This is a genomic window from Micromonospora sp. NPDC007220 (assembly GCF_040634035.1).
Taxonomy (GTDB): Bacteria; Actinomycetota; Actinomycetes; order Mycobacteriales; family Micromonosporaceae; genus Micromonospora; species Micromonospora reichwaldensis.
This window is the reverse complement of record NZ_JBEYEU010000022.1, coordinates 85,508-106,837: the sequence shown is the minus strand read 5'-3', so window position 1 is coordinate 106,837 and position 21,330 is coordinate 85,508. Positions and strand designations below refer to the sequence as shown.

21 protein-coding genes are annotated in these 21,330 nt (G+C 73.3%); 10 read left to right on the top strand and 11 right to left on the bottom strand.

Going from position 1 to position 21,330, the window contains the following annotated elements:
• Together ABZ573_RS26685 and ABZ573_RS26680 are read left to right on the top strand one after the other, a co-directional pair.
• On the top strand, positions 1–920 hold a 920-nt coding region (locus ABZ573_RS26685), incomplete at its 5' end, for a glycosyltransferase family 4 protein (RefSeq protein WP_358121737.1).
• A gap of 212 nt (positions 921–1,132) precedes the next feature.
• Positions 1,133–1,942 (top strand): metal-dependent hydrolase, encoded by an 810-nt coding sequence (locus tag ABZ573_RS26680; protein WP_311412960.1) that lies wholly within the window; start codon positions 1,133–1,135, stop codon positions 1,940–1,942.
• A gap of 17 nt (positions 1,943–1,959) precedes the next feature.
• Here ABZ573_RS26680 and ABZ573_RS26675 read toward each other — a convergent pair whose 3' ends face one another.
• Both ABZ573_RS26675 and ABZ573_RS26670 read right to left on the bottom strand, forming a co-directional pair.
• On the bottom strand, positions 1,960–3,024 hold the full coding sequence (locus ABZ573_RS26675; RefSeq protein WP_358121735.1) for a phosphotransferase: 1,065 nt from the start codon (positions 3,022–3,024) through the stop codon (positions 1,960–1,962).
• Complete coding sequence (locus ABZ573_RS26670; RefSeq protein WP_358121733.1) at positions 3,021–3,548, bottom strand: hypothetical protein; 528 nt, start codon at positions 3,546–3,548, stop codon at positions 3,021–3,023. The genes ABZ573_RS26675 and ABZ573_RS26670 overlap by 4 nt, the downstream gene beginning before the upstream one ends.
• A gap of 298 nt (positions 3,549–3,846) precedes the next feature.
• On the opposite strand from ABZ573_RS26670, the gene ABZ573_RS26665 reads away from it, so the two are divergent.
• Positions 3,847–4,431, top strand: a complete 585-nt coding sequence (locus ABZ573_RS26665) for an N-acetylmuramoyl-L-alanine amidase (RefSeq protein WP_151453216.1) — start codon at positions 3,847–3,849, stop codon at positions 4,429–4,431.
• Between the two features lie 30 nt (positions 4,432–4,461).
• Here the strand turns inward: ABZ573_RS26665 and ABZ573_RS26660 are convergent, their stop codons facing one another.
• Together ABZ573_RS26660 and ABZ573_RS26655 are read right to left on the bottom strand one after the other, a co-directional pair.
• Positions 4,462–5,055: a nucleotidyltransferase family protein gene (locus tag ABZ573_RS26660; RefSeq protein WP_151453217.1), complete on the bottom strand. Its 594-nt coding sequence runs from the start codon at positions 5,053–5,055 to the stop codon at positions 4,462–4,464.
• Between the two features lie 230 nt (positions 5,056–5,285).
• Entirely contained in the window at positions 5,286–6,101 is an 816-nt protein-coding gene (locus ABZ573_RS26655) for an NAD(P)H-binding protein (protein ID WP_358121730.1), read from the bottom strand.
• Between the two features lie 81 nt (positions 6,102–6,182).
• Here ABZ573_RS26655 and ABZ573_RS26650 point away from each other — a divergent pair, with 81 nt between their 5' ends.
• Positions 6,183–6,596 (top strand): helix-turn-helix domain-containing protein, encoded by a 414-nt coding sequence (locus ABZ573_RS26650; RefSeq protein WP_327028989.1) that lies wholly within the window; start codon positions 6,183–6,185, stop codon positions 6,594–6,596.
• A 14-nt stretch (positions 6,597–6,610) separates the two neighbouring features.
• Here ABZ573_RS26650 and ABZ573_RS26645 read toward each other — a convergent pair whose 3' ends face one another.
• Positions 6,611–8,314: a bifunctional 3'-5' exonuclease/DNA polymerase gene (locus ABZ573_RS26645; RefSeq protein WP_358121728.1), complete on the bottom strand. Its 1,704-nt coding sequence runs from the start codon at positions 8,312–8,314 to the stop codon at positions 6,611–6,613.
• 184 nt (positions 8,315–8,498) lie between these two features.
• On the opposite strand from ABZ573_RS26645, the gene ABZ573_RS26640 reads away from it, so the two are divergent.
• Positions 8,499–10,271: an ABC transporter ATP-binding protein gene (locus ABZ573_RS26640; protein WP_358121749.1), complete on the top strand. Its 1,773-nt coding sequence runs from the start codon at positions 8,499–8,501 to the stop codon at positions 10,269–10,271.
• Positions 10,268–11,998 (top strand): ABC transporter ATP-binding protein, encoded by a 1,731-nt coding sequence (locus ABZ573_RS26635; RefSeq protein WP_358121726.1) that lies wholly within the window; start codon positions 10,268–10,270, stop codon positions 11,996–11,998. The genes ABZ573_RS26640 and ABZ573_RS26635 overlap by 4 nt, the downstream gene beginning before the upstream one ends.
• Positions 11,999–12,009: 11 nt before the next feature.
• On the opposite strand, the gene ABZ573_RS26630 is transcribed toward ABZ573_RS26635, so the two are convergent.
• Genes ABZ573_RS26630 through ABZ573_RS26610 form a run of 5 tightly spaced genes read right to left on the bottom strand, consistent with a single transcriptional unit; the run spans position 12,010 to position 17,035 of the window.
• Entirely contained in the window at positions 12,010–12,939 is a 930-nt protein-coding gene (locus ABZ573_RS26630; protein WP_151453223.1) for a carbohydrate ABC transporter permease, read from the bottom strand.
• A complete protein-coding gene (locus tag ABZ573_RS26625) occupies positions 12,939–13,847 on the bottom strand; it encodes a sugar ABC transporter permease (protein WP_151453245.1) in 909 nt (302 codons plus the stop codon). Before ABZ573_RS26625 ends, ABZ573_RS26630 begins: the two co-directional genes overlap by 1 nt.
• Before the next feature lie 16 nt (positions 13,848–13,863).
• Positions 13,864–15,300 (bottom strand): N-acetylglucosamine/diacetylchitobiose ABC transporter substrate-binding protein, encoded by a 1,437-nt coding sequence (gene ngcE, locus ABZ573_RS26620; RefSeq protein WP_151453224.1) that lies wholly within the window; start codon positions 15,298–15,300, stop codon positions 13,864–13,866.
• 26 nt (positions 15,301–15,326) lie between these two features.
• Entirely contained in the window at positions 15,327–16,076 is a 750-nt protein-coding gene (locus tag ABZ573_RS26615) for an SIS domain-containing protein (RefSeq protein WP_151453225.1), read from the bottom strand.
• On the bottom strand, positions 16,073–17,035 hold the full coding sequence (locus ABZ573_RS26610) for a MurR/RpiR family transcriptional regulator (protein ID WP_358121723.1): 963 nt from the start codon (positions 17,033–17,035) through the stop codon (positions 16,073–16,075). Before ABZ573_RS26610 ends, ABZ573_RS26615 begins: the two co-directional genes overlap by 4 nt.
• A 190-nt stretch (positions 17,036–17,225) precedes the next feature.
• Between ABZ573_RS26610 and ABZ573_RS26605 the strand changes: the two genes are divergently transcribed.
• From ABZ573_RS26605 to ABZ573_RS26590, 4 genes are all read left to right on the top strand, one after another.
• Positions 17,226–18,212: a BadF/BadG/BcrA/BcrD ATPase family protein gene (locus ABZ573_RS26605; protein WP_358121721.1), complete on the top strand. Its 987-nt coding sequence runs from the start codon at positions 17,226–17,228 to the stop codon at positions 18,210–18,212.
• 196 nt (positions 18,213–18,408) lie between these two features.
• Positions 18,409–19,104 (top strand): class I SAM-dependent methyltransferase, encoded by a 696-nt coding sequence (locus ABZ573_RS26600; RefSeq protein ID WP_358121719.1) that lies wholly within the window; start codon positions 18,409–18,411, stop codon positions 19,102–19,104.
• A gap of 7 nt (positions 19,105–19,111) precedes the next feature.
• Entirely contained in the window at positions 19,112–19,912 is an 801-nt protein-coding gene (locus tag ABZ573_RS26595; protein ID WP_358121717.1) for a Stf0 family sulfotransferase, read from the top strand.
• A 34-nt stretch (positions 19,913–19,946) separates the two neighbouring features.
• Positions 19,947–20,849, top strand: a complete 903-nt coding sequence (locus ABZ573_RS26590) for an aldo/keto reductase (RefSeq protein WP_358121715.1) — start codon at positions 19,947–19,949, stop codon at positions 20,847–20,849.
• Here ABZ573_RS26590 and ABZ573_RS26585 read toward each other — a convergent pair whose 3' ends face one another.
• A complete protein-coding gene (locus tag ABZ573_RS26585) occupies positions 20,850–21,311 on the bottom strand; it encodes a hypothetical protein (RefSeq protein ID WP_358121713.1) in 462 nt (153 codons plus the stop codon).
• Between the last annotated feature and the right edge of the window lie 19 nt (positions 21,312–21,330).

Below are 21,330 nucleotides of genomic sequence, written 5' to 3'. Positions count from 1 at the left end.
TCGTCAGCACCATCCACGCCACCGAGGCCGGCCGACACCAGGGCTGGCTGCCCGAGGAGATGAACCGCACCATCCACGGCGTCGAACACTGGCTGAGCAACGCCTCCGCCCGGGTGATCGTCTGCTCCGGCTACATGCGCGAGCAGGTCGCCACGCTCTTCGACGTGCCGGCCGGGCAGGTCGACGTGGTGCCCAACGGGGTCGACGACCGGGCCTGGCGCGCCCGGCCGGGGGCGGTCACGGCCGCCCGGGCCCGGTTCGCCGGCGACGGCCCGCTCGTCGGGTACGCCGGCCGGCTGGTCTACGAGAAGGGCGTGCAGCACCTGGTGCACGCCGTGCCGTACCTGCGCGACCGGCACCCCGGGCTGCGGGTGGTGATCGCGGGCGACGGCCCCTACCGCGGCGAGTTGGAGGAGGAGACCCACCGCCTCGGGCTCGGGCAGACCGTACGCTTCGCGGGATTCCTGGACTCGACCCGGCTCCCGGCGCTGCTCGGCGCCACCGACGCGACCGTGGTGCCCAGCCTCTACGAGCCGTTCGGGATGGTGGCCCTCGAGGCCGCGGCGGCCGGCGCGCCGCTGGCCGTGGCCCGCACCGGCGGCCTCGCCGAGATCGTCGAGCCGGGCGTGACCGGGGTGACCTTCCCACACAGCGACCCGGGCGCCCTCGGCGAGGCGGTCGACCAGCTCCTCGGCGACGAGGTCTTCGCCCGGCGGGTGGCCCGGCGGGCGCGCGCCATGGTCGGCCGTCACTACGGCTGGACGACCATCGCCGCCCGGACCGCCGGCACGTACGCGACGGTCGGCCGGGAGCACGGCCCGACGCAGGCCCGGCGCGCCGCCGCCCGGCTCGGCGGGGCCCGCCAGAAGATCACCATCCCGGAGGGGAACCTGCTCGCGGTCGGCGGCGCCGTCCGCTGAGCCGCCGTCGCCGCCGCCCCACCGTCCGGTGGCCGACAGACCGGCCCCGATTGCCGCCCGGCAAGGGCATACTTCCTGCCGGTGCGGCAGATCCACCCACCCCTCCCCGCCACCGTCCCCGGTGGACCGTCCGGGCGATGCCCCTGCGGAGCGTCGGCGAACTACAGTGGCGTAGTTTTGGCGCTCAAGATCCCTGGGGAGGGTGAGCCGACATGATGGGACCGTCCCACGCGCTGTCCGGCGCGGCGGTGTGGCTGGCCGGATCCTGGGCGCTGCAACAGTTCGCCGACTACCACCAGTCGCCGCTGGAGCTCGCCGTCGGCACCGCCGTCTGCGCCGGTGGCGCGCTCTTCCCCGACCTCGACCTCTCCGGCAAGGTGACCCGCAACCAGGGCGGGGCGACCGTCGCCCGCACCTTCGGCGTGTTCTCGCTCTTCATCGCCGAGGTGATGGAGAAGGTCTCGCTCGGGGTCTACTACGCGACGAAGCTCAGCAAGGATCCGCGCCGCAACAACGGCCACCGCACCCTGACTCACACCATCCCGTTCACCCTGCTGGTCGGCTGGGGCACCACCACGCTCTGCGCCGCGTACGGCAAGTGGGCCGTCATCGGCATCCTCTTCTTCATGTTCGGGCTGGCGCTGCGCGGCCTGTTCGACAAGTGGGCGGAGCGCGCCGGCTGGGTCATCGTCACCCTCGCGTCGGCCGCCGCCGCCTGGTACACCTTCGCCAACCTGCCCGGCGGCCGGGGCTATCCGCTGATCGGCACCGCCGTCGGGGTCGGCTGCTTCGTGCACATCCTCGGCGACATGATCACCCGGGCCGGGGTGCCCATCCTCTGGCCGATTCCGATCAAGCGTCGGATGTGGACGCCGATCGGGCTGCCGAACAAGATCGCCCTGCGGGCCGGCAGCAAGACCGAGGTGGTGGTCGTCCGGGCCGTACTGACCGCGATCTCGGTGCTCGCGGCGGCCGGGCTGGTCGCCCCGTCGGTGCTGCAACGGTTCAACATCGACGTCTGACGGCCTGCCCGCGCCGGTCAGTCCCATGCCTCGGCGGCCCAGCGGGCCAGCAGCTCCAGCACAGGCCGACGGCCCGCCATCATCTCCGCCTCGCCGCGGGCGTCGTAGGTGCCGCTGATGGCGGAGCGGCCCAGCCGGCCGAGCATCATCGGCGCCAGCCAGAAGTACTTGGCCGCCCCGGTGAGCCGGACGGCACGGGCCACCTCCCCCGGCGCGACGGCGCCGTGCAGCCCCTCGGCGTACCGGTCGGGCACGGTCGCGGCAACCTCGTCGAGCAGCGCGACGTCGACCAGCCCGTCGAGGAAGGTGTCCAGCACCAGGTTGGCCGCGTCCTCGCCGACCGGCCCGGGGCCGACGCCGGACCAGTCCAGCAGCACCGGGCCGTCGGCGGCGAACACCAGGTTCATCGGCCAGCAGTCGTGGTGGCAGAGCGTACGCGGCAGCCGGTCGGTGGCGGCCAGCACGTCGTGCCGCCGCTCCCACAGCACCCGCAGCGCGTCCCGCAGGGAACGCGGCCAGGCGGCGACGGCGACCGGGTGCTCCCACGGCACCGGCGCGGCCACCGGGCGGCTCAGCGTGTAGTCGCGCAGCCAGTCGCGCGCCAGCCACTCCGGCGGGCGACCGCCGGCCGCCAGTTCCCGCGCCTCAGGGTCGCCGAGCCAGCGGGCGTGTCCGGCGCCGAGCCGGACGGCCACCTCCCCGAGGTCGGCGGGCGTGCAGGCGACGCCCGGCCGGCCGGCGACCTCGGGCAGCCACAGCGCGACCGAGCCGTCCGGCCGGTCGTCGACCGCCAGCGCCGTCGGCGCGGCCAGCCCGGCGTCGGCGTACGCGGCGGCGGCCAGCCCGCTGCGGTACGCCTCGACCTCGCGGCGCCAGTAGTTCCAGTGCCCCGGCTCCTCGCTGCCGGCCCAGTGCGCCGGGCCGGGGCGACCGGGCGGGGTGAGGAGTTTCAGCACGGCCGACCGCCCGTCCCGGCGGGTGCGCCAGATGCCGTCGGTCACCCCGTTGAGCATGTTGTGGGTGAGCTGCCCGGCCGGCACGTCGGCGGGGACGAGGTCGGTCGGCGGGCGGGACGTGGTCACGGGGCCTCAGAGCCGCCGGGGTGGTCCACCGAGGACGCGGACGGAGCGACCGTGGCCGGCGAGCCGGGGCGGCACCAGCGGGCCAGCCACCCGGTCGCCGCCCGCGCCCCCTGCACCACGGCCGCGTGGACCACCACCGGGCAGAGCACGACCGTCGTCGTAAGAAACCAGGCCAACGCCGCGTCGGCGACGACCGCCCCGGTGACGGCCGCGATGCCGGCGACGTACAGGCCGACGAGGAACACGGCCACCCCGCAGGCCGCCAGCGTGCGAGCGAACGCGCCACGGCGGGCGAGGGCGACGTCGCCGATGACGACCGCCGGCACCACCACGAGCAGCACCAGGACGGCACCCGGCAGGGCGGCGTCCAGCACCATGAAGGGCCTGGCCAGTGGCCCGCCCGGGCCGGCGTCGGCGACCAGGGCCAACGCGAGCCGCGCCAAGAGGCCGAACGACCCCTCGGCGACGTACACCAGCCAGGCGGCGACCGCCCCGGCTATGTGCCGGGTCAACGTTCCGATCATCGGCCGGCCTCCCCCGTCGCCAGCGGCCCGCCGCGGTGTGCCACGGCGGCGGTGCCGCGCCCGCCGACGCTAGCGGAACAGCGGCCCGGCATGGGGGCGGTGGCCGGAGCGGACAGCCGCCGACGGGGTGCAGGCCGAGCGGAGGGCCGATCTGGGCGATCCGCCGTCAGCGACCTGCCCCGGGCGCACACGACCAGTCGGCCGAATCGCCGGCAACGGGAGTGGGGACGACGATACGTTCGGGTTGTCGAGCCCGCGGCCGGCCATCCGCACCGGCGTCCGCCGAAAGGAGCATCCGATGGCCCTCTGGGAGGATCTCGCGAGCTGGCGCGGCCCCACCGCCAACCGGGTCCCGAACGGCATGGTGGAGGTTCGCGGCCTGGTGGTACACATCGCCGACGGCACCTATGAGGGCACCATCAGCCACCAGCAGGACCCGGACACCGAAACCTCCTCGCACTTCATCGTCAGTCGTGAGGGTGACATCGCGCAGATGGTCGACACGGCGGACAAGGCCTGGACCCAGCGAGCCGGCAACGGGCACTGGCTCTCGGTGGAGTGCTCCGGGTTCAGCGTCGGCAGCCCGCACCACGCCAGCCATCCCGGCTGGGAGAGGCTGACCGACGAGCAGATCGCCGCCCTCGGCCGGATCTTCGCCAGGGTGCACGAGGAGTGCGGCGTCCCGCTCGCCCTGACGGCCGACCCGTCGGGCACAGGCCTCGGCCATCACAGCATGGGAGGCAAGGCCTGGGGGCACGACAAGTGCCCCGGCCCGCCGATCATCGCGCAGAAGCCGGACATCCTGGCCGCCGCCCGGCAGGTCGCCCGTCCGTCCGGGCCCACGCCCTCACCGGGACTCGTCGTACGGCGCGCCGCACCCTGAGACCCCCCGGGCCGCGCGACTGTCGGTCACCTAGGCGCCGATGCGCTGGGGTGGAACGGTCAGCCCGTAGAGCGCCATCAGTTCCGGGGTGTCGACCCGGCTGCCGTCGGCCACCGAGTCGCAGGAGATGTCGACGATCTGGTCCTTGTGCGCGAGCAGGTAGGGCCGGGCGCCCACGTCCGCGCTGGCCAGGGTGGCGATGCCGGACCAGTGCCGGCGTCCGAACAGCATCGGGTAGCCGCGCAGCCCGTCGTAGGTGGCGCAGACCAGCACGTCGGGGTACGGCAGCGCGACGACCCGACGCACGGCGGTGGCGGTCAGGCCGGGCATGTCGACCGGCACCACCACGACTGCCTCGATGCCCTCGTCGTCGAGCGCGGCGAGGCCGGCCCGGATGGACGAGCCGACGCCGGTCCCCCACGCCCGGTTGATCACCACCGTGGCCTGGCTCAGGTCCGCCGTCTCGCGGACCTGGTCGGCCGCGGCGCCGAGCACGACCACGATCCGCTCGCAGCCCGCCTTGGTCATCGTGTCGATCATCCGGTTCACCAGGGGCTTCTCCCCCTGGTGCAGCAGCGCCTCGGGACCGCCGATGCGGCGCCCCCCGCCCGCGGCGATGATCATTCCTGCGATCCGGTTCAGCTGGGCCCCCTCCACCGTGGAGCGGGCCGTGGCACGAGGGCACGGCCCGCTCCGTCGTACGGACATCGGGAGCAACGAGGAGAAGGCAGACCGGGTAGCGGGGCGAAAAGGGAAAATAGTGCAACCGTTACCGGCCCGGAACCGCACCGCGTCGCCCGTCTCCGGCGTGGCTGGCTCGAAGGTGGGCAGCCCCGTCGAGGCTGTGCGTACGGTCAGGACGGCGCCCCGGCGGCGGCGGCGACCGCGACCGGCATCGGGTCGCGGGGCGGACGCGACAGCAGGCGCGCCAGGTCGCCGTGGGTCCGCGCGAGGAACCCGGCCGCCGTGGCGGAGTAGATCGACATGAGCATGGCCGGCTGGAACGGCAGCAGGCCCGGGCCCGTCAGGGCGGCACGCCGCTCGCCCAGCGACACCGGGCGGTAGGGCACGCCCAACCCGGCGGCGACGCCGGCCGCGGTGAGCGCGACGGGCCCGGTCAGCTCGTACGTGCGGCCGCGATGGACGGCCGGGTCGGCGGCCACCCGCACGGCGGCGTCGGCCAGATCCTGTCGGGCCGCCGCGGCCAGCGCTCCCGTGCCGAACGGGGCCGTGACCGCGCCGTCGACCGGGGCGGCCAGCTGACCGAACAGCTCGGCGTAGAGGCCGTTGCGCAGGATCGTCCAGTCGAGCCGGCTCTCCCGCAGTCGACGCTCCGTCCACCGGTGCGCGAGCGCGACGGCAAGGTGGTCGCCGTCGCCGACCAGGCTCGTGTAGACCACGTGCCGTACCCCGTGCCGCTCGGCGGCGGCGATCGCCCGGTCGTGGCGGGCGACGACGACGTCGTCCTCGCCGTAGCCGGCGGAGACCAGCACCAGCACGCGTACGCCCGCCAGATCCGGCCCCGCCGGGTCGTCGAAGTCCACGCTCCGCCCGGCGTCGCCGAAGCGACCGGGCGTACGGGTGCCGGCGAGCGGGGCGAGCCCTCGCTCGACCAGCCCGGCGTGGATGAGGGAGCCCAGGTGCCCGGAGGCGCCGGTGACCAGCAGCATGTGGCGAGCCTTTCGGTGGTACCGAATCGGAACTAGCCTCATCGTCGGGAACCACGGACGCGGTCACAAGGAGGCACTTCGATGTCGGCAGGGCACACGGCGGTAACCGACGCGCTGGCGCCCTGCGGCCTGCCCGAGCACCCGGACTGCGGCATCCGAGACGTGCTCGACCGCATCGGCGACAAGTGGTCGGTGCTCGCGATCGTCGAGCTCTCCTCGGGCGTCCGCCGGTTCCGGGAGCTGCAACGGGCCATCCACGGCATCTCGCAGCGGATGCTGACCCTGACCCTGCGCCGCCTGGAGCGCGACGGCCTGGTGCTGCGCACCGCGTACCCGACCGTCCCGGTGACCGTCACCTACGAGCTGACCGAGCGCGGCAGGAGCCTGACCCACCTGGTGCGGCAGCTGGCCGACTGGTCGTTGGCGCACAAGGACGCCATCGCCGAGTCACGGCACGCGTGGGACGCCGCCAACCCCGACTCCGGCGTCTCCTGAGCGGGCGGGAGCCGTCAGGCCGCGTCGGCGTAGCAGTCGACGACGGAGAGGTCCAGCGGGAAGCGGACCGGGGTGTCGCCGAAGAGCAGCGCGGCGGCCTGCTCGCCGCACCGGGTGACCGCGTCGGCGACCGCGTCGGCCCGCTCCGCCGGGCAGTGCACGATCACCTCGTCGTGTTGGAAGAAGACCAGTTCGCCGCCGGTGGCGGCGAGCCGGCCGCGCAGCGTCGCCAGCAGGGTCGAGGCCCACTCGGCGGCGGTGGCCTGGATGACGAAGTTGCGGGTGAACCGTCCCCGGGACCGGGCCGCCCGCGCCCGCGGCGACTGCGGATCGTCGCCGCCGTCGGGCAGGTCGGCGTCGGGGTCGCCGAACCCGGCCGTGCCGGGCGGGCAGGTGCGCCCCAGCCAGGAGCGCACCAGCCCGCCGGCCTCCCCCGTGCGGGCCGCCGCCTCCACGTAGCCGAAGGCCGTCGGGTAGCTGCGCCGCAGCACCGCCAGCGCCGGCACCGCCGCCCCGCCGGTCTGCCCGTACATCGCGCCGAGCAGCGCCACCTTGGCCCGGGGCCGGTCGCCGCCGAAGGCGTCCTGGGCGAGGGCGGCGTAGAGGTCGCCGGCACCACCGGCGGCGGCGAGCCGGGCGTCGCCGGAGACCGCGGCGAGCACCCTCGGCTCCAGCTGGCCGGCGTCGGCCACCACGAACCGCCAGCCCGGATCGGCCACCACCGCCCGCCGGATCACCTTGGGGATCTGCAACGCGCCGCCGCCCCGGGTGGCCCAGCGGCCGGAGACGACCCCGCCCGGGACGTACTCCGGCTGGAACCGGCCGTCGCGCACCCAGGCGTCGCGCCAGGCCCAGCCGTGCGCCGTCCAGATCCGGTAGAGCTCCTTGTATTCCAGGACCAGCGGCACCGCCGGGTGGTCCACCCCGCGCAGCACCCAGGCCCGGGTGTTGGGCAGCTCCACCCCGGCCCGGGCGAACGCCCGCAACAGCTCCGCCGGGGAGTCGGCGTGCAGCTGGCGTACGCCGAACGCGTCGGCGATCCGCGCGGCCAGCTCGGCCAGCCGGCGGGGCGGGCCGCCCACCGGCGACGGCTCACCGAGCAGCTCCGCGAGGAGTCGGTCGTGCACGTCGGCCCGCCAGGGCAGCCCCGCGGCCCCCATCTCCACGGCGATCAGCGCGCCGGCCGACTCGGCGGCGACCAGTAGCCGGAACCGGCCGGGATGCTCGGTGGCGGCGATCCGGGCGAGCTGGTCGGCGTACACCCGGGTCAGTGCCTCGACGCCGGGGCCCGGCGGGCCGGGCAGGGCGTCGAAGAGCGCGGCCTGCCCGTGGCCGGGTGGCGCGGCCGGCCGGGGCGGCGGGTCGGCCGGCACCGGCGTGTCGGTCAGCCGGGCCCAGGCCGCCGCGAACGAACGGGGCTCGCCCCAGCGGCCGGCGTGGCCGAGCAGCAGGGTCTCGGTCAGCTCGACGTCGTGGCAGCGCTCGACCCGCACCCCGGCGCGCAGCAGCGCCGGGTAGACGGTCGCGCCGGAGGCCCACACCCAGCGCGGCCGGTCCGCCGCCTCGCGCGCCGCGACGGCCGCGGCCAGGTCGGTGACCGGCTGCACCGGGCCGACGGGCTGCCCCGCGGCGTCGAGGGTTTGCAGCGCTCCCCCGCCCCGCTCGTCCGAGACCACCGCCACCAGCACGGATGTGATTCTGCCTCGCCCCTGCGACACTCCACCCACCAACCACCCCGGCGTGCCCCCGCGCCGGGACGGGTCGGCCGCAGGCGCCAGCGACGAAACGACGGCGCGGTACGGCGGAAACGGGGCGGTGCGGCGGTGCCCGGCTCGCTAGCGTTGACCGGTGCCACCACGGATCCCCCATCCCGAGCCCGGCACCCCGGACATCCGGGGGCCGATGCGGTACCTGTGGTGGCTGGTCCGCTGCCAGCCGTGGCGGGTGCTGCGCGGCAGCCTGTTCGGCGCGGCCTGGATGACCGGCCTGGCGGTCCGGCCCTACCTGATCTCCCGCGCCGTGGACGACGGACTGCGGGCCGGCGACAACCGGGCCCTGGCCCTGTGGGTGGCGGCGATCGTCGTCGCCGGCGTCGCGCTGTCCTGGCTGGGCATCATGCGGCACCGCACGATGACCTTCATCCGGGAGGACGCGAAGGCGCGCTCCGCCGCCGTGGTGCTCCGCCGGCTGTCCCGGGTCGGCGCCGTGCTGCCACGCCGGGCCGCAGCGGGCGAGGTGGCCACGGTCGGCGGCACCGACATCGACCGGGCGGCGCAGGTGATGACGGTGACCGGGCCCGGCATCGGCGCGGTGGTCGCATACCTGGTCGTCGCCGTCGTGCTCTGGTCGATCTCGCCCCTGCTCGCGCTCTGCGTGCTGGTGGGCGTGCCGTCGGTCGTCCTGGTCGTCGCTCCCCTGCTGCGCCGGCTGGAGCGGGCGGAGTCGGTCTACCGGCAGCAGCAGGGTGAGCTGACCGCCCGGTCGGGCGACATCGTGGCCGGGCTGCGGGTGCTCGCCGGGGTGGGTGGCCGGGGCCTGTTCGCCCGCCGGTACGCGGCCCGCTCCCGCGACCTGCTCGTCGAGGGATACCGCGTGGGTTCCGTGAACAGCTGGATCGACGCGGCGACGGTGGCCGTCCCCGGGCTGTTCCTCGCGGCGGTGGTGTGGCTGTCGGCCCGGATGGCGGTCACCGGCGACATCAGCGTCGGGGAGCTGGTCGCCGTCTACGGCTACGTCGCGACTCTCGTCGTGCCGGTCTGGTTCCTGCTGGAGGGCGGCCACCAACTGATCCGGGGCCGGGTCGCGGCCCGCCGGATCGTCGCCCTGCTCGCCGTCGAGCCGGACAACGTGGGCGGGCCGCGCGACACGCCGGCCCGTGCCCGCGCGGCGACGGTTCCCGGCAGCCGCCAGCCGGCCCGCCCCGCCACCCCGGTCGCGGCCCCCGGCGATCCAGCCGGCCCTGTCCCGGCTCCCGGCGGTCCCGCCGACCTGCACGACCGGTCGAGCGGGTTGACCGTCCGGGCCGGTCGCCTCACCGCGGTGGCCGCCGCCGACCCGGCGGACGCCCTCGCGCTGGCCGACCGGCTCGGTCGGTACGCCGTCAGCGACGCCACCTGGGGCGGCGTGCCGCTGACCGCCGTCGAACTCGACCAGGTGCGGGCCCGCATCCTGGTCGCCGACCACGACGCCTACCTGTTCGCCGGGACGCTGCGGGAGGTGCTGCGCGGGGCTCGCCCCGACGGTGACCGGGAGCGGATCACCTCCGCCCTGCACGCCGCGTCGGCCGAGGACGTCGTCGACGCCCTGCCGGACGGGCTCGACACCCCGCTGGACACCCGGGCCCGGTCCCTCTCCGGCGGCCAGCGGCAACGGGTCCGGTTGGCCCGGGCGTTGCTCGCCGAACCGGAGGTGCTGATCCTCGTCGAGCCGACCTCGGCGGTCGACGCGCACACCGAGGCGCGCATCGCCGAGCGGCTGCGCCGCGCGCGGGCCGGACGGACCACCGTCGTGCTCACCACCTCGCCGCTGCTGCTGGGACGGGCCGACGAGGTCGCGCACCTGGTCGCGGGGCGGGTCGCCGCCACCGGCTCACACGCCGACCTGCTCGACCGGGACCCGGGCTACCGGCGGCTCGTGGCCCGTGGCGACGCCGACGCCGAGCAGGCGCTGCGGTGAGCGGGCTGCCGGTCGCCGACCGGGCCACAGTGCGCCGGGCGACCCGGGGCCTGATCGCCCGGGACCGGCGCGCGGTCGGAGTCGTGCTGGCGCTGCACGCCGCCGCCACGGTCGCCGGGCTCGCTCCGCCGTGGCTGCTCGGCAGCATCGTCGACCGGGTGTCCGCGGGGGCCGGCGTCGCCACCGTCGACCGGTTCGCCCTGGCGATCGCTGGGGCCGTGCTGGTGCAGACGTTGCTGTCGCGCTACGCGCAGTACGCCGGCCACCGCTTCGGCGAGCGGGCCGTGGCCCGGCTGCGCGAGGAGTTCGTCGAGCGGACGCTGAACCTGCCCGTCGGCGTCGTCGAGCGGGCCGGCGCCGGGGACCTCGCCACCCGCAGCTCGGTCGACGTGGCCACCGTCGGCCTCACGGTCCGGGACGTGGTGCCCGTCATCGTCATCGCCTCGGTGCAGCTGGTGCTGCTGTTCGGGGCGGTCTTCCTGCTGCACCCGCTGCTCGGGCTCGTCGCGCTGGCCGGGCTGCCGACGATCGCCCTGGTCACCCGGTGGTACCTGCGGCGCGCCGGCCCGGCGTACCTGGCCGAGGGGGCGGTCGCCGCCGAGCTGACCGAGACGCTGACGAGCACTGCGGAGGGCGCCCGTACGGTCGAGGCGCTGCGCCTCGCCGACGAACGGATCGGGCACGGCACCGCGCGCATAGCCCGGGTCTGGGCCGCCCGGCGGAAGACCCTGGCGCTGCGCACGGTGTTCTTCAGCGTGGTGGAGGCCAGTCACCCGCTGCCCGTGGCCGCGCTGCTGCTGGTCGGTGGCCTCCTGCTCGCGCGGGGTGCGGTCTCCCTCGGCGCGGTGGTCGCCGCCGCGCTCTACCTTCAGCAGGCGATCGACCCGCTGGACCGGATCCTCATGTGGACCGAGCAGGCACAGCGCGGCCTCGCCTCGTTCGCCCGGGTGCTCGGCGTCGGTCAGGTGCCGCCGGAGCGGCCCGGTCGGGCCGCCGCGCCGGTGGACGAGCGGCTGGTCGTCCGGGGAGCCCGGTTCGCGTACGGCGGCGGACCCGACGTGCTGCACGGCATCGACCTCGAGGTGCGGCCCGGCGAACGGTTGGCGCTCGTCGGGCCGTCGGGGGCCGGGAAGTCCACCCTGGCGCGGCTGCTCGCCGGGATCGACGCGCCCCGGGAGGGGGTCGTCAGCGTCGGCGGCTGCCCGGTCACCGACCTGGACCCGGCCGAACGCCGGCGGCGCATCGCCCTGGTCACCCAGGAACACCACGTGTTCATCGGCTCGCTACGCGACAACCTCGCGTTCGCCGCCCCGGACGCCTCCGACGACCGGATGCGCGCGGCGCTGGCCACGGTCGGCGCCGACTGGCACGCCCGCCTGCCCGACGGCCTCGGCACCCTGCTGGGCGACGGGGCGCACCAGCTCGGCGCCGCCGAGGCCCAGCAGCTCGCGCTGGCCCGGCTGGTGCTCGCCGACCCGCACACGCTGATCCTCGACGAGGCGACCGCCGCTCTCGACCCGACGACCGCCCGGCGCACCGAGCGGGCCCTGGCCGCCCTGCTCACCGGGCGGACCGTCATCGCGATCGCGCACCGCCTCAACACCGCTCACGACGCCGACCGGGTGGCGGTGCTGGAGTGCGGCCGGATCACCGAGCTCGGCAGTCACGACGAGCTCGTCCGGGCCGACGGCCCGTACGCCGCCCTGTGGCGCTCCTGGCACCCCTGACCCGCCCGGGTCTACTTCACCGCGCCCGAGGTGAGGCCCGACTGGATCTGGCGCTGGAAGATCGCGTACACGATGATCATCGGGAGGATGGCGATGGTCAGGGCGGCGAAGAGGCCGGACCAGTCGGCCTCGTAGCCGGCGTTCACCGAGATGTCCGCGATGCCCTGGGTGAGCACCCACTTCTCCTTGGCGTTGGAGAGCAGCACGAGCGGCAGCTGGTACTGCGCCCACTGGCCGATGATGTTGAAGATCCCCACGCTGATCAGGCCCGGCTTCGCCATCGGCAGCATCACCTGGAAGAACAGCCGGGTGTGCGAGCAGCCGTCGATCATCCCCGCCTCGGCGACCGACGTCGGCAGCGTCTTGAAGAACGCGGTCAGGAAGAACACGGTGAACGGCAGCGAGTAGGCGATGTAGACCAGCACCAGCCCGGTGTGGGTGTCCAGCAGCCCCAGGTTCTTCACCACGAAGAAGAGCGGCACCAGGGCGAGGAAGACCGGGAACGCCAGCCCCGAGACGAACAGGTAGTAGACCGCCCGGTTGCCCCAGAACTTGTAACGCGCCAGCACGTACGCGGCCATCGAACCGAACAGCATGGTGCCGAGGACGCTGAACGTCACCACGATCACGCTGTTCAGGAAGTATCGGCCGACGTTGGCCTTGGTCCACGCCCGGGCGTAGTTCTCGAACCGCAGCTCCGCCGGGAGCGTCCACGGGCTGCTGAAGATCTCCGTGGTGTTCTTGAACGAGGCGAGGAAGGTCCAGAGGATCGGCACGATCACGATCACCGCCCAGACCGCGAGCGCCACGTGCCCGAGGCTGGCGAAGAACCGTACCTCCGAGCGTCGGCCCCCGCCCCCGCGCTTGCCCGCGGCGCCCGGCTTGACGTTCTTCGGCGGTAGTGCCGCCGGTGTCGGCGGCAGCGTCGTCTGCGGGTTCATCAGTACTCCACGCTTTCCCGCTTGGTCAGCCGCAGCGTCAACGCCGCGAACGTGAGGGTGAGGAAGAACAACGCCACGCCCATGGCCGAGGCGTAGCCGTACTTCGAGTAGACGAAAGCGTTGCGGTAGATCTCCATGGCCAGCACCGTGGTCGCGCCGTCAGGGCCGCCGCCGTCCACGGAGAGCACCGAGACGATGGCGAACGCGTCGAAGGCGGCGATGCCCAGGTAGACCCAGGCGACCTGGAGGGTGTCCCAGAGCAGCGGCAGGGTGACCCGGAAGAAGAGCGTCACCCGGCTCGCCCCGTCGATCTCGGCGGCCTCGTAGATCTCGCCCGGGATCGAGGCCATGCCCGCCGAGAAGAGCACCACGTAGAAGCCGACCGCCTGCCAGACCAGCACCGCGATGATCGACCAGAGCGCCAGGTTCGGCCGGATCAGGAAGAGCACCGGGTCGAAGCCGAGCTTCATCAGCACACCGTTGATCAGGCCGGACTCGTTCGGCCGGTAGACCATCTGGAACAGCACCGCGATGATGGCCACCGCCAGGACCTGGGGGAAGAAGAACACCACCCGGTAGAACTTCGACCCCCAGACTCCCTGGCGCTGCCCGCCGCTGCTCTTCCCGCCCACGTTGAGCATGAACGAGAAGAACAGCGCGATGGCGATGGTGATCAGCGGCAGGGCAAGCAGCAGTACGCCGTGGTGCTGGACGGCCTTCCAGAAGTTGTCGTCGTCGAACAACCTCCGGTAGTTGTCGAAGCCCACCCACTGCGGGGCGGAGAACCCCCGCCAGTTGGTCATCGAGATCTGGAACGCCTGCGCGTACGGCGCGATGACGAAGACCACGTACAGCGTGACCGGGACGAAGAGGAACCCGATCACGAACGGATACTTGCCGTGCCGCATGACCCTCACGCCCCGATCAGCGCTTGAACTTGGTGATGGAGCTGTCCTTCTTGATCGCGTCGGCACGCTTCTGGATGCGCTCCACGAAGGCGTCCGCCTTGATCCGGCCGAACATCAGCTCGTTGGTGGCCGTGCGGACCTCCGTGTCGAGCTCCTTGTACCAGCCGTCGAAGTAGATGTTGAACACGTCCTGGCCGGCGGCCTTGAGCGCGGCCTGCGAGCTGGCCACGCCGGGCGGGAAGGCGAAGCCCTCCGAGCCGGCGGTGACCACGGTCGGGGCCTTGACCGTCTCGGTGAAGCCCTTCGCGCCGGCCACCGAGAGCATCTGGCGCATGTACTCCAGGCCGCCCTTGGGGTTCTTGCTCTTGGCCGAGACGAAGTAGCCCTCACCGGCGGTCGCCCGCAGCGCCGTCGCCGGCAGCTTGTCCGAGGCGGACAGGCTCGGCACCGGCATCAGCTGGTAGTCGAAGCCGGACGGGGTGTCCTTCTTCTGCTCGCCCTCCAGCCAGTCGCCGCTGGGGTAGAACGCCAGCTTGTACTGGTTCTGCCGCAGCTGCACGTCGGTGTGCTTGAGCCCCTCGAAGCTCTTGTCGACGTACTTGGCGCCGATCTCGGCCCACGCCGTGGCAGCCTGCTTGACCGCGTCCTGCTGCCAGGCGCCGTCCTCCAGGTTGTCGATGTTCTTCAGCACGTCGGTGCCGCCGATCTTCGCCGCGTGGGTGAGGATCACGTTCCACTGGTAGTACGCGGCGTTCGCACCGGCGTAGCCGTACGGGGTGATGCCCTTGGCCTTGATCTTGTCGAGCAGGGCGGTGAACTCGGACCAGTCCTTCGCCGGCGCCCAGCCGTTGTCCTTGAACAGCTTGCCCGAGTACCAGATGCCGAAGACGGTGGAGACGTAGTACAGGACGTACGGCTTGCCGTTGAAGGACCCGACGTCGACGGTGCCCGGCACCACGGTGTCGCGGACCTTCTTGTTCGGGTCGTCGACCGACGGGGCGTCCCACAGCTCGGTGAGGTCCTGGAGCTGGCCGTCGGCGACCAGGGCGCCGAAGTCCATCATCTTCTCGCCGGAGTTGTTCACGAACTCCGGCGGGTTGCTCGAGGCGAACCGCGGCTGGAGAACGGTGGAGACGGCCTGGGTCGACTGGTGCTTGATCTCGGCCTTCGGGAACGCCTTCTTGTACAGCGGCTGGTGCACGTCGGTGGCGTACTTCTCGCCGTAGCCACCGTTGAAGATGACCACCTCGATGGGGGCGTCCTCGGCCACCCCGAGCGGGTTGGTGGCGCTCTTCTTTCCGTCCGCGACCTGCTCGTTCTTCTCGTCGCCGCCGCTGGTCGCGCAGGCGCTCAGCAGGCCTACGGCCGGGGTGGCGAGCAGACCCACGGCGGCGGCCCGGCGCAGCACGGTCCGGCGGCTCAGGTCGGCCGGGTTGTCGGGGGTAATCGACATCGTCGTCTCTCCTTGGGATGTTCGGGTCAGGCGGTCCGCCGGAGGCGCCCGGCGTACCTCGACTCGAGGGCGTGGTTGTGCTCGTCCCCGCCGGGGACGTTGGCGGAGAGGTAGATAGGGGGTACCTCCCCGGCCTGGTGGAACCGTCGTACGACCTCGGCGGTCAGCAGCTGCGCCAGCAGCGCCGCGGTGACCGAGGAGACCGCACAGACCGCGCCGCCGCCCTCGAGCGGCAGCAGTGCGTCGCCGTACGGCGCGCCGTTGTCCAGCACGACGTCGGCGAGGTCGGCGAGGCGCCGGCCGGACGGGTGCCGCGGGGCGACCCGTGCGGTGTGCGCGACCGAGGTGACCGCGATCAGCGGGTGGCCGCGTCCGGTGACCAGCGTCGCCAGCTCGACCACCGAGCCGTTGATGCCGGACTGCGACGCCACCACGAACACGTCCCGCGGCTGCGGGGCCGCCAGCGCGTAGAGCTGGTGGGCGATGGCGGGGTCGCGCTCCAGCTTCGGGTCGGCGAGCACGTCCCGCGGCGCGTCGCCGTGCAGCACCAGGTCGTGCAGGGAGAGCCGGTTGGTGGGCACCAGGCCGCCGGCCCGGGCGACCAGCTCCGCGGCGAACGCCTCGGAGTGGCCGGCGCCGAACGCCTGGAGCACCCCGCCGGAGCGCAGGCTGGTGGCGATCAGGTCGGCGGCGGCGCCGATCGCGTCGGCGCTGGCGTCGACGAGCCGGTCGAGCACCGGGCGGACGGCGTCGGCGTACCCCTGGGCGCTGATCATGCGGTGGCCCCCTTCGCGGCCTTGTGCCCGTCGACGGCCTGGGCGGTACGCCGGAAGGCCGCGTGGGCGCGGTCGTGGGTGCGCTGGGCGACGGCGATGTAGAGCAGGTCGAGCACGACCAGCTGCGGGTGCCGGGCGGAGAGCGCGTCGGGGCGGAAGGTGGTGGCCTGGCTCGCGGTGAGCAGCACGATGTCGGCCAGCTCGGCCAGCGGCGAGCGCGGGAACCCGGTCAGCGCCACGGTGGTCGCGCCCCGGCTGCCCGCCTCGGCGAGCATCTCGATGGTCTCCCGGGTCTGGCCGGTGTGCGAGATGCCCAGTGCCACGTCGCCCTGGCGCAGCAGGGCCGCGCTGGCGAGGCCCTCGTGCACGTCGTTCCAGGCCCAGGCCGCCACCCCGATGCGGTGCAGGCTGAACTGCATCTCCTCGCCGACCAGGGCGCTGCCGCTGGCCCCGAAGATGTTCACCCTCGACGCCCCGGCGATGGCGACGGCGGCCCGTTCCACCTCGGCGAGGTCGAGCAGCGCGGCGGTGTCGTGCATGGCGCGGGTGTCGGCGGCCATGATCTGGTCGAGCACCCGGGAGAGGGGGTCGCTGGGCTGGATCTCGCGGCCGATGTCGACGTTCCAGCCCGCCGAACGGGCCCGGCCGGTCTCCGCGGCGATGCCGAGTCGCAGGTCGGCGTAGCCGTCGAAGCCCATCGCCCGGCAGAACCGGGTGATCGTCGCCGGGGAGGTGCCGCTGCGCTCGGCCAACTCCACGATGGTCGCCCGGGCGGCGGCCTCCGGGTCGCTGAGCACGTGCTCGGCGACGCGGCGCAGTGCCCCCGTCAGCTCGCCCGCGCCGGCCCGGACCCGCGCCAGCACGCCGTCGGAGCCGACCCCGAGCGCACCCCGCCGATCGACCGCGCCGGCGTCGACCACCGCGGTCCCCGCGGAGGTGTCCACCTCGTGATCAACCATGGGGCACCTTTCGGAAAAGAGTGTTAACTGTTAGTGGTAAAAGTTCTTACTAAAGGCCCCTCCGTGTCAAGGCTGCGGGCGAAGTTTTCAAACTGTTACCTGGCGCACGGCTCCCGAGCCTGTCCGCCCCTTGCCCACCGCCGCCGGGCCGACCAGCATGAACGCGGCGTCGATCGAGAGGTGGGTGCGGATGTCCGACAGCGTCGTGGTCGGCCTCGACGTCGGGGGTACGTCCACCCGGGCGACCGCCCTGACCCTCGACGGGCGGCGGCTGGGCAGTGGCCGGGCGGGCGGCGGAAACCCCACCAGCCACGGTGCCGAACGGGCTGCGGGCGAACTGCTGGCCGCCCTGCGGGAGGCGCTCGCCGGCGTCGATCCCGCCCGGGTGCGTGGCGGCACGATCGGGCTGGCCGGGGCGGGCCGGCTGCTCGCCGATCCGGCGGGCCGCGACGCCTTCGACCGGGCCTGGCACGACGCCGGCCTGCGCTGCCCCTACGCGGTGCACGGCGACGCGCTGGTCGCGTACGCCTCGGGCACCGCCAGCCCGGACGGCACGGTGCTGATCGCCGGCACCGGGGCGATCGCCGCCGGGGTCCGGGAGCTGCGGCTGGACCGGGTCGCCGACGGTCACGGCTGGCTGCTCGGCGACGCGGGTTCGGGCTTCTGGCTGGGCCGGGAGGCGGTCCGCCGGCTGCTGGCCGACCTCGACCGGGGGCACGCACCGGGCCGGCTGGCGACCGGGGTGCTCACCGAACTGCTCGGCTCCGCCGAGGTGGCGGCCCGCCCCCGGGACACCGTCGACGCCCTGGTCCAGACGGTGACCCGGCGCCCCCCCGTGGAACTGGCCCGGCTCGCGCCCCTCGTGGTCGCCGCCGCCGTCGACGACGAGCCGGTCGCTTGTGGGCTCATCGACGAGGCCGCCGCGCACCTGGCGGAGAGCGCGGCGCGGATCCGCCCGGCGGGTGAGGTCTCCCCCATCGTGTTCGGCGGCGGCCTGCTGACCGGCGACACCCCGCTCGCCGCGGCGGTCCGGGTCGAGGTCGGCCGGCGGTGGCCCGACGCGCCGCTGCACAGCGCCGGCGACGGCGCCGCCGCCGCGGCCTGGCTCGCCGCCCGCGACCTGCCCGAGGTGACGGATCCGCAGGCCCTGCACGCCCTGCTGGTCCCGACGCGCTGAGCCCACCGGTCGAGCCCACTCCCTCGACCGGTCCACATTCGGATCGCGGAACCTGGTACACGTCGTTCGAATTCGGCCGCACGCCACGTTCCTGTGGCGTCCCGGCACGAACTGAAATAAGAGCCATGCATCGAGGTGCGTCTTCTGGGCTCATCGCCGCCCACCGTCGGCACCCGCCCCCGGGAATTGTTCGGCAATGCCCGCCGACCTCGCCCGGAGCGCCGGCATCGGTGCCCCACGCGCCGGCGCGGATGGTGCTAACTTGGCTGCCGTGAAGCCCGATTCAGGCTGGCATCGCCTCCCCTCGCGTCTTGAAGCCGATCAACTCGTCGTCGACGACCACTACAAGGTGATGAAGCGGTGGGAGACCCCGCTCATGCAACGGATGGCAGAGATCCTGCTCGCGAACCTGGAGCGGACCCGCATCATCGAGGTCGGCTTCGGCATGGGGATCTCCGCAGGTGCTCTCCAGGACCAGAAGATCGAGCGCCACACCATCATCGAACCCCACCCGGAGATGTTCGAGCGCCTGCGGCAGTGGCGGGCCGAGCGCCCCCAGGCTGACATCCGGCCCGTGCACGACTATTGGCAGAATCAGGCAGGCCTGTTCGCGGAGGCCGACGGGATCTTCTTCGACACCTACGCCGAGGATGTGCCCGCCCTGGTCGACGAGAATGTCTCCTTCCTCGTCGAGGCGGCATCGCACCTCAAGCCGGGGGCCGCCGTCGCGCTGTTCTGGATCCTGCCGACCATCGACGAGGTTCAACAGGAAAAACTCTACAGCCACTACCGGCGAATCGTGATCGAGCGGGTTCCCGTGGAGCCGGGGACGACCGGCGTCAACGCGCTCGCCCGCCTGGGCTTTCTTCTCGCCATCATCGCGATCAAGTAGGTCGCCGGTGTCGCTGACCTACGTTGTCTGCGCCACTCCGCGCGTCGGCAGCACCTACCTCTGCGAGGCATTGGGGCGCGTTCGGGGCGCCGGCTCACCGCGGGAGTGGTTCGGCCGTCCACGCATCCACCATCTGGCCGGCACCTGGGACCTGCGGGCACCGCAATCCACGATGGACGAGCCGCGGCTGACGGACCCGTCGGCGTATCTCCGCAGAGTGCGCGCCGAGGCGGACAGCGGCGGAGTGCTCGCCCTCAAGCTGCACTGGAATCAGGTCGAGTGGTCGCGTGACAACCTCGGTGTCGATCCACTCGCCGTTCTCGATGGCCGGCAGGATGTACGGTTCATCCGCCTCTACCGCGACGACCTGGTCCTGCAGACGGTGTCCAGCTATCTCGCCGCGGTGACCAAGGAATACGTGCGCTGGGCCGGGACGGGCCACACCGACGACGACGAATTTCGCGACGCCGTGGCGGGGACCCCGGCCTACGACTTCGACGTCCTGTTGGACACCCTGCAGGCGTTGGCGGTCATCGAGCACGGGTGGAGCCCGTTCTTCGCCGAGCGCGACACGGCACCCTACACCCTGAGTTACGAGGAGCTGGACGACGATCTGGCTGGCTCGGTCAACGGTGTCCTTGAGTACCTCGGCCTTCCCCGGCAGTCCGTGGTGACGTCTCCGGTGGTGCGGCAACGGACGGCCACCAATGACGACCTGGCACAGCGGTTCCGGTCCGATCTGGTGAGCAGCGGGGTGGTCGATGCGCTCCCCGCCGACCTGCGCCGCCGCTGCGGCGTGCCGGTGTGAGTGGCAGAGGATGCAGCTGAGGCCCCTGGGCGGGTTGGCCGTCTCCGGCTACGGCCTGGGCACGTGGACGTGGGGCCACGAGACCGACGAGGACTCCGCACGGGAGCAGTTGTGGTGCTTCCTCGATGCGGGCGGCACGCTCGTCGACACCGCAGCCGTCTATACGGACGGTAACGCCGAGCGCATCCTCGGCCGGTTGCTCGCGTCGGTGCCGCGTGACGCCGTCGTCGTCAGCACCAAGGCCGGCGTGACCGCGAACGGCGTGGACACCACCCCCGATGCCCTGCTGGCCCAGCTCGACGCGTCGCTGCGGCGTCTCGGTACGGACCATGTCGACCTGTGGCAGCTGCACGCCTGGAGCGACGCGACCCCGCTGTCGGCAAGCGTCGAGGCGCTACGTGTCGCACGTGATTCGGGCCGCGCCAGGGCGGTGGGGGTGTGCAACTACACGCCCCGCCAGGTGGACGAGGCATTCGCGGTCGCGGAGCGGATCGGCATGCCGATCAGCGGGGTGCAGCTCCAGTACTCGCTGCTGGTTCGGGCGGCCGAAGCCGTCGCGAAGCGGGTCCGTGCGTACGGTGCGGGGGTGCTGGCATGGTCGCCACTGGCCAGCGGGGTCCTGACGGGCAAGTATCACCGGGGTGTGCCGCCCGGTACCAGAGGTGCTGACCCCCGATACTCGCCGTTCATCGCGCCTTTCCTGTCCGCTCCCGAGGTGCCGGCGGCGATCGAGGTACTCGACCTCGTCGCGGGGGCGCTGGGCCGCAGCTGCGCCGAGGTGGCGCTGGCCTGGGTTCGCGACCGCCCGGGAGTCGCCGGTGTGCTCCTCGGCGCACGTGACGCCGACCAGGTACGGGCCCAGCTCGCCAGCGTCGACCTGGAGCTGCCGGCGGAGGTGGCCGACCTGCTCACCGGCTCCGTGATGCCGATCGGATGATCACTCGTGCTGGCCCGACGCCCGTTCGGCGAGCATCCGGTGGAGTTCCTCCACGGTGTACTCGACGGGGGGCGCCTCGCGGCCGTGTTCGTCGGCCCCGGGTAGCGGCCGGCACCGGGGCGGTCGGCCTTCGCTCTTCGGTAGGAACTCGTAGTCCCGGCAGACCACGATGCGCAGCTGTTCGCGGCGATGACGGGTGATGAGGGCCGGGCACATGCCGAGCGAGTAGACACCGCAGTCGAGGTGCAGGGGCGGCTCCTTGAAGGTCACATCTTCGCTGTATCCGACGAAAATGATCAGGTCGTCACGGGCGATGTCGAACCCGCACGCCTGACACCGCCGCTCCACCATGCAGAGCACGGACTTGCCGGTGTCCACGAGTTTGAGCACGGGTGCTCCGGTCTCGTCCCGGAACGCCACGTGTGTGGCGAGGAACCCTCTGTGGTCCGCCTCGCCGTGCATCCCCGCGAGCAGGCGATCC

Excerpts from the sequence above, each read along its gene's own strand:
- ABZ573_RS26680 (WP_311412960.1), top strand. The coding sequence starts at position 1,133 with ATGATGGGACCGTCCCACGCGCTGTCCGGCGCGGCGGTGTGGCTGGCC.
- ABZ573_RS26670 (WP_358121733.1), bottom strand. The coding sequence starts at position 3,548 with ATGATCGGAACGTTGACCCGGCACATAGCCGGGGCGGTCGCCGCCTGG.
- ABZ573_RS26665 (WP_151453216.1), top strand. The coding sequence starts at position 3,847 with ATGGCCCTCTGGGAGGATCTCGCGAGCTGGCGCGGCCCCACCGCCAAC.
- ABZ573_RS26660 (WP_151453217.1), bottom strand. The coding sequence starts at position 5,055 with ATGATCATCGCCGCGGGCGGGGGGCGCCGCATCGGCGGTCCCGAGGCG.
- ABZ573_RS26655 (WP_358121730.1), bottom strand. The coding sequence starts at position 6,101 with ATGCTGCTGGTCACCGGCGCCTCCGGGCACCTGGGCTCCCTCATCCAC.
- ABZ573_RS26650 (WP_327028989.1), top strand. The coding sequence starts at position 6,183 with ATGTCGGCAGGGCACACGGCGGTAACCGACGCGCTGGCGCCCTGCGGC.
- ABZ573_RS26640 (WP_358121749.1), top strand. The coding sequence starts at position 8,499 with ATGCGGTACCTGTGGTGGCTGGTCCGCTGCCAGCCGTGGCGGGTGCTG.
- ABZ573_RS26630 (WP_151453223.1), bottom strand. The coding sequence starts at position 12,939 with ATGAACCCGCAGACGACGCTGCCGCCGACACCGGCGGCACTACCGCCG.
- ABZ573_RS26625 (WP_151453245.1), bottom strand. The coding sequence starts at position 13,847 with ATGCGGCACGGCAAGTATCCGTTCGTGATCGGGTTCCTCTTCGTCCCG.
- ngcE (WP_151453224.1), bottom strand. The coding sequence starts at position 15,300 with ATGTCGATTACCCCCGACAACCCGGCCGACCTGAGCCGCCGGACCGTG.
- ABZ573_RS26615 (WP_151453225.1), bottom strand. The coding sequence starts at position 16,076 with ATGATCAGCGCCCAGGGGTACGCCGACGCCGTCCGCCCGGTGCTCGAC.
- ABZ573_RS26610 (WP_358121723.1), bottom strand. The coding sequence starts at position 17,035 with ATGGTTGATCACGAGGTGGACACCTCCGCGGGGACCGCGGTGGTCGAC.
- ABZ573_RS26605 (WP_358121721.1), top strand. The coding sequence starts at position 17,226 with ATGTCCGACAGCGTCGTGGTCGGCCTCGACGTCGGGGGTACGTCCACC.
- ABZ573_RS26600 (WP_358121719.1), top strand. The coding sequence starts at position 18,409 with ATGCCCGCCGACCTCGCCCGGAGCGCCGGCATCGGTGCCCCACGCGCC.
- ABZ573_RS26585 (WP_358121713.1), bottom strand. The coding sequence starts at position 21,311 with ATGCACGGCGAGGCGGACCACAGAGGGTTCCTCGCCACACACGTGGCG.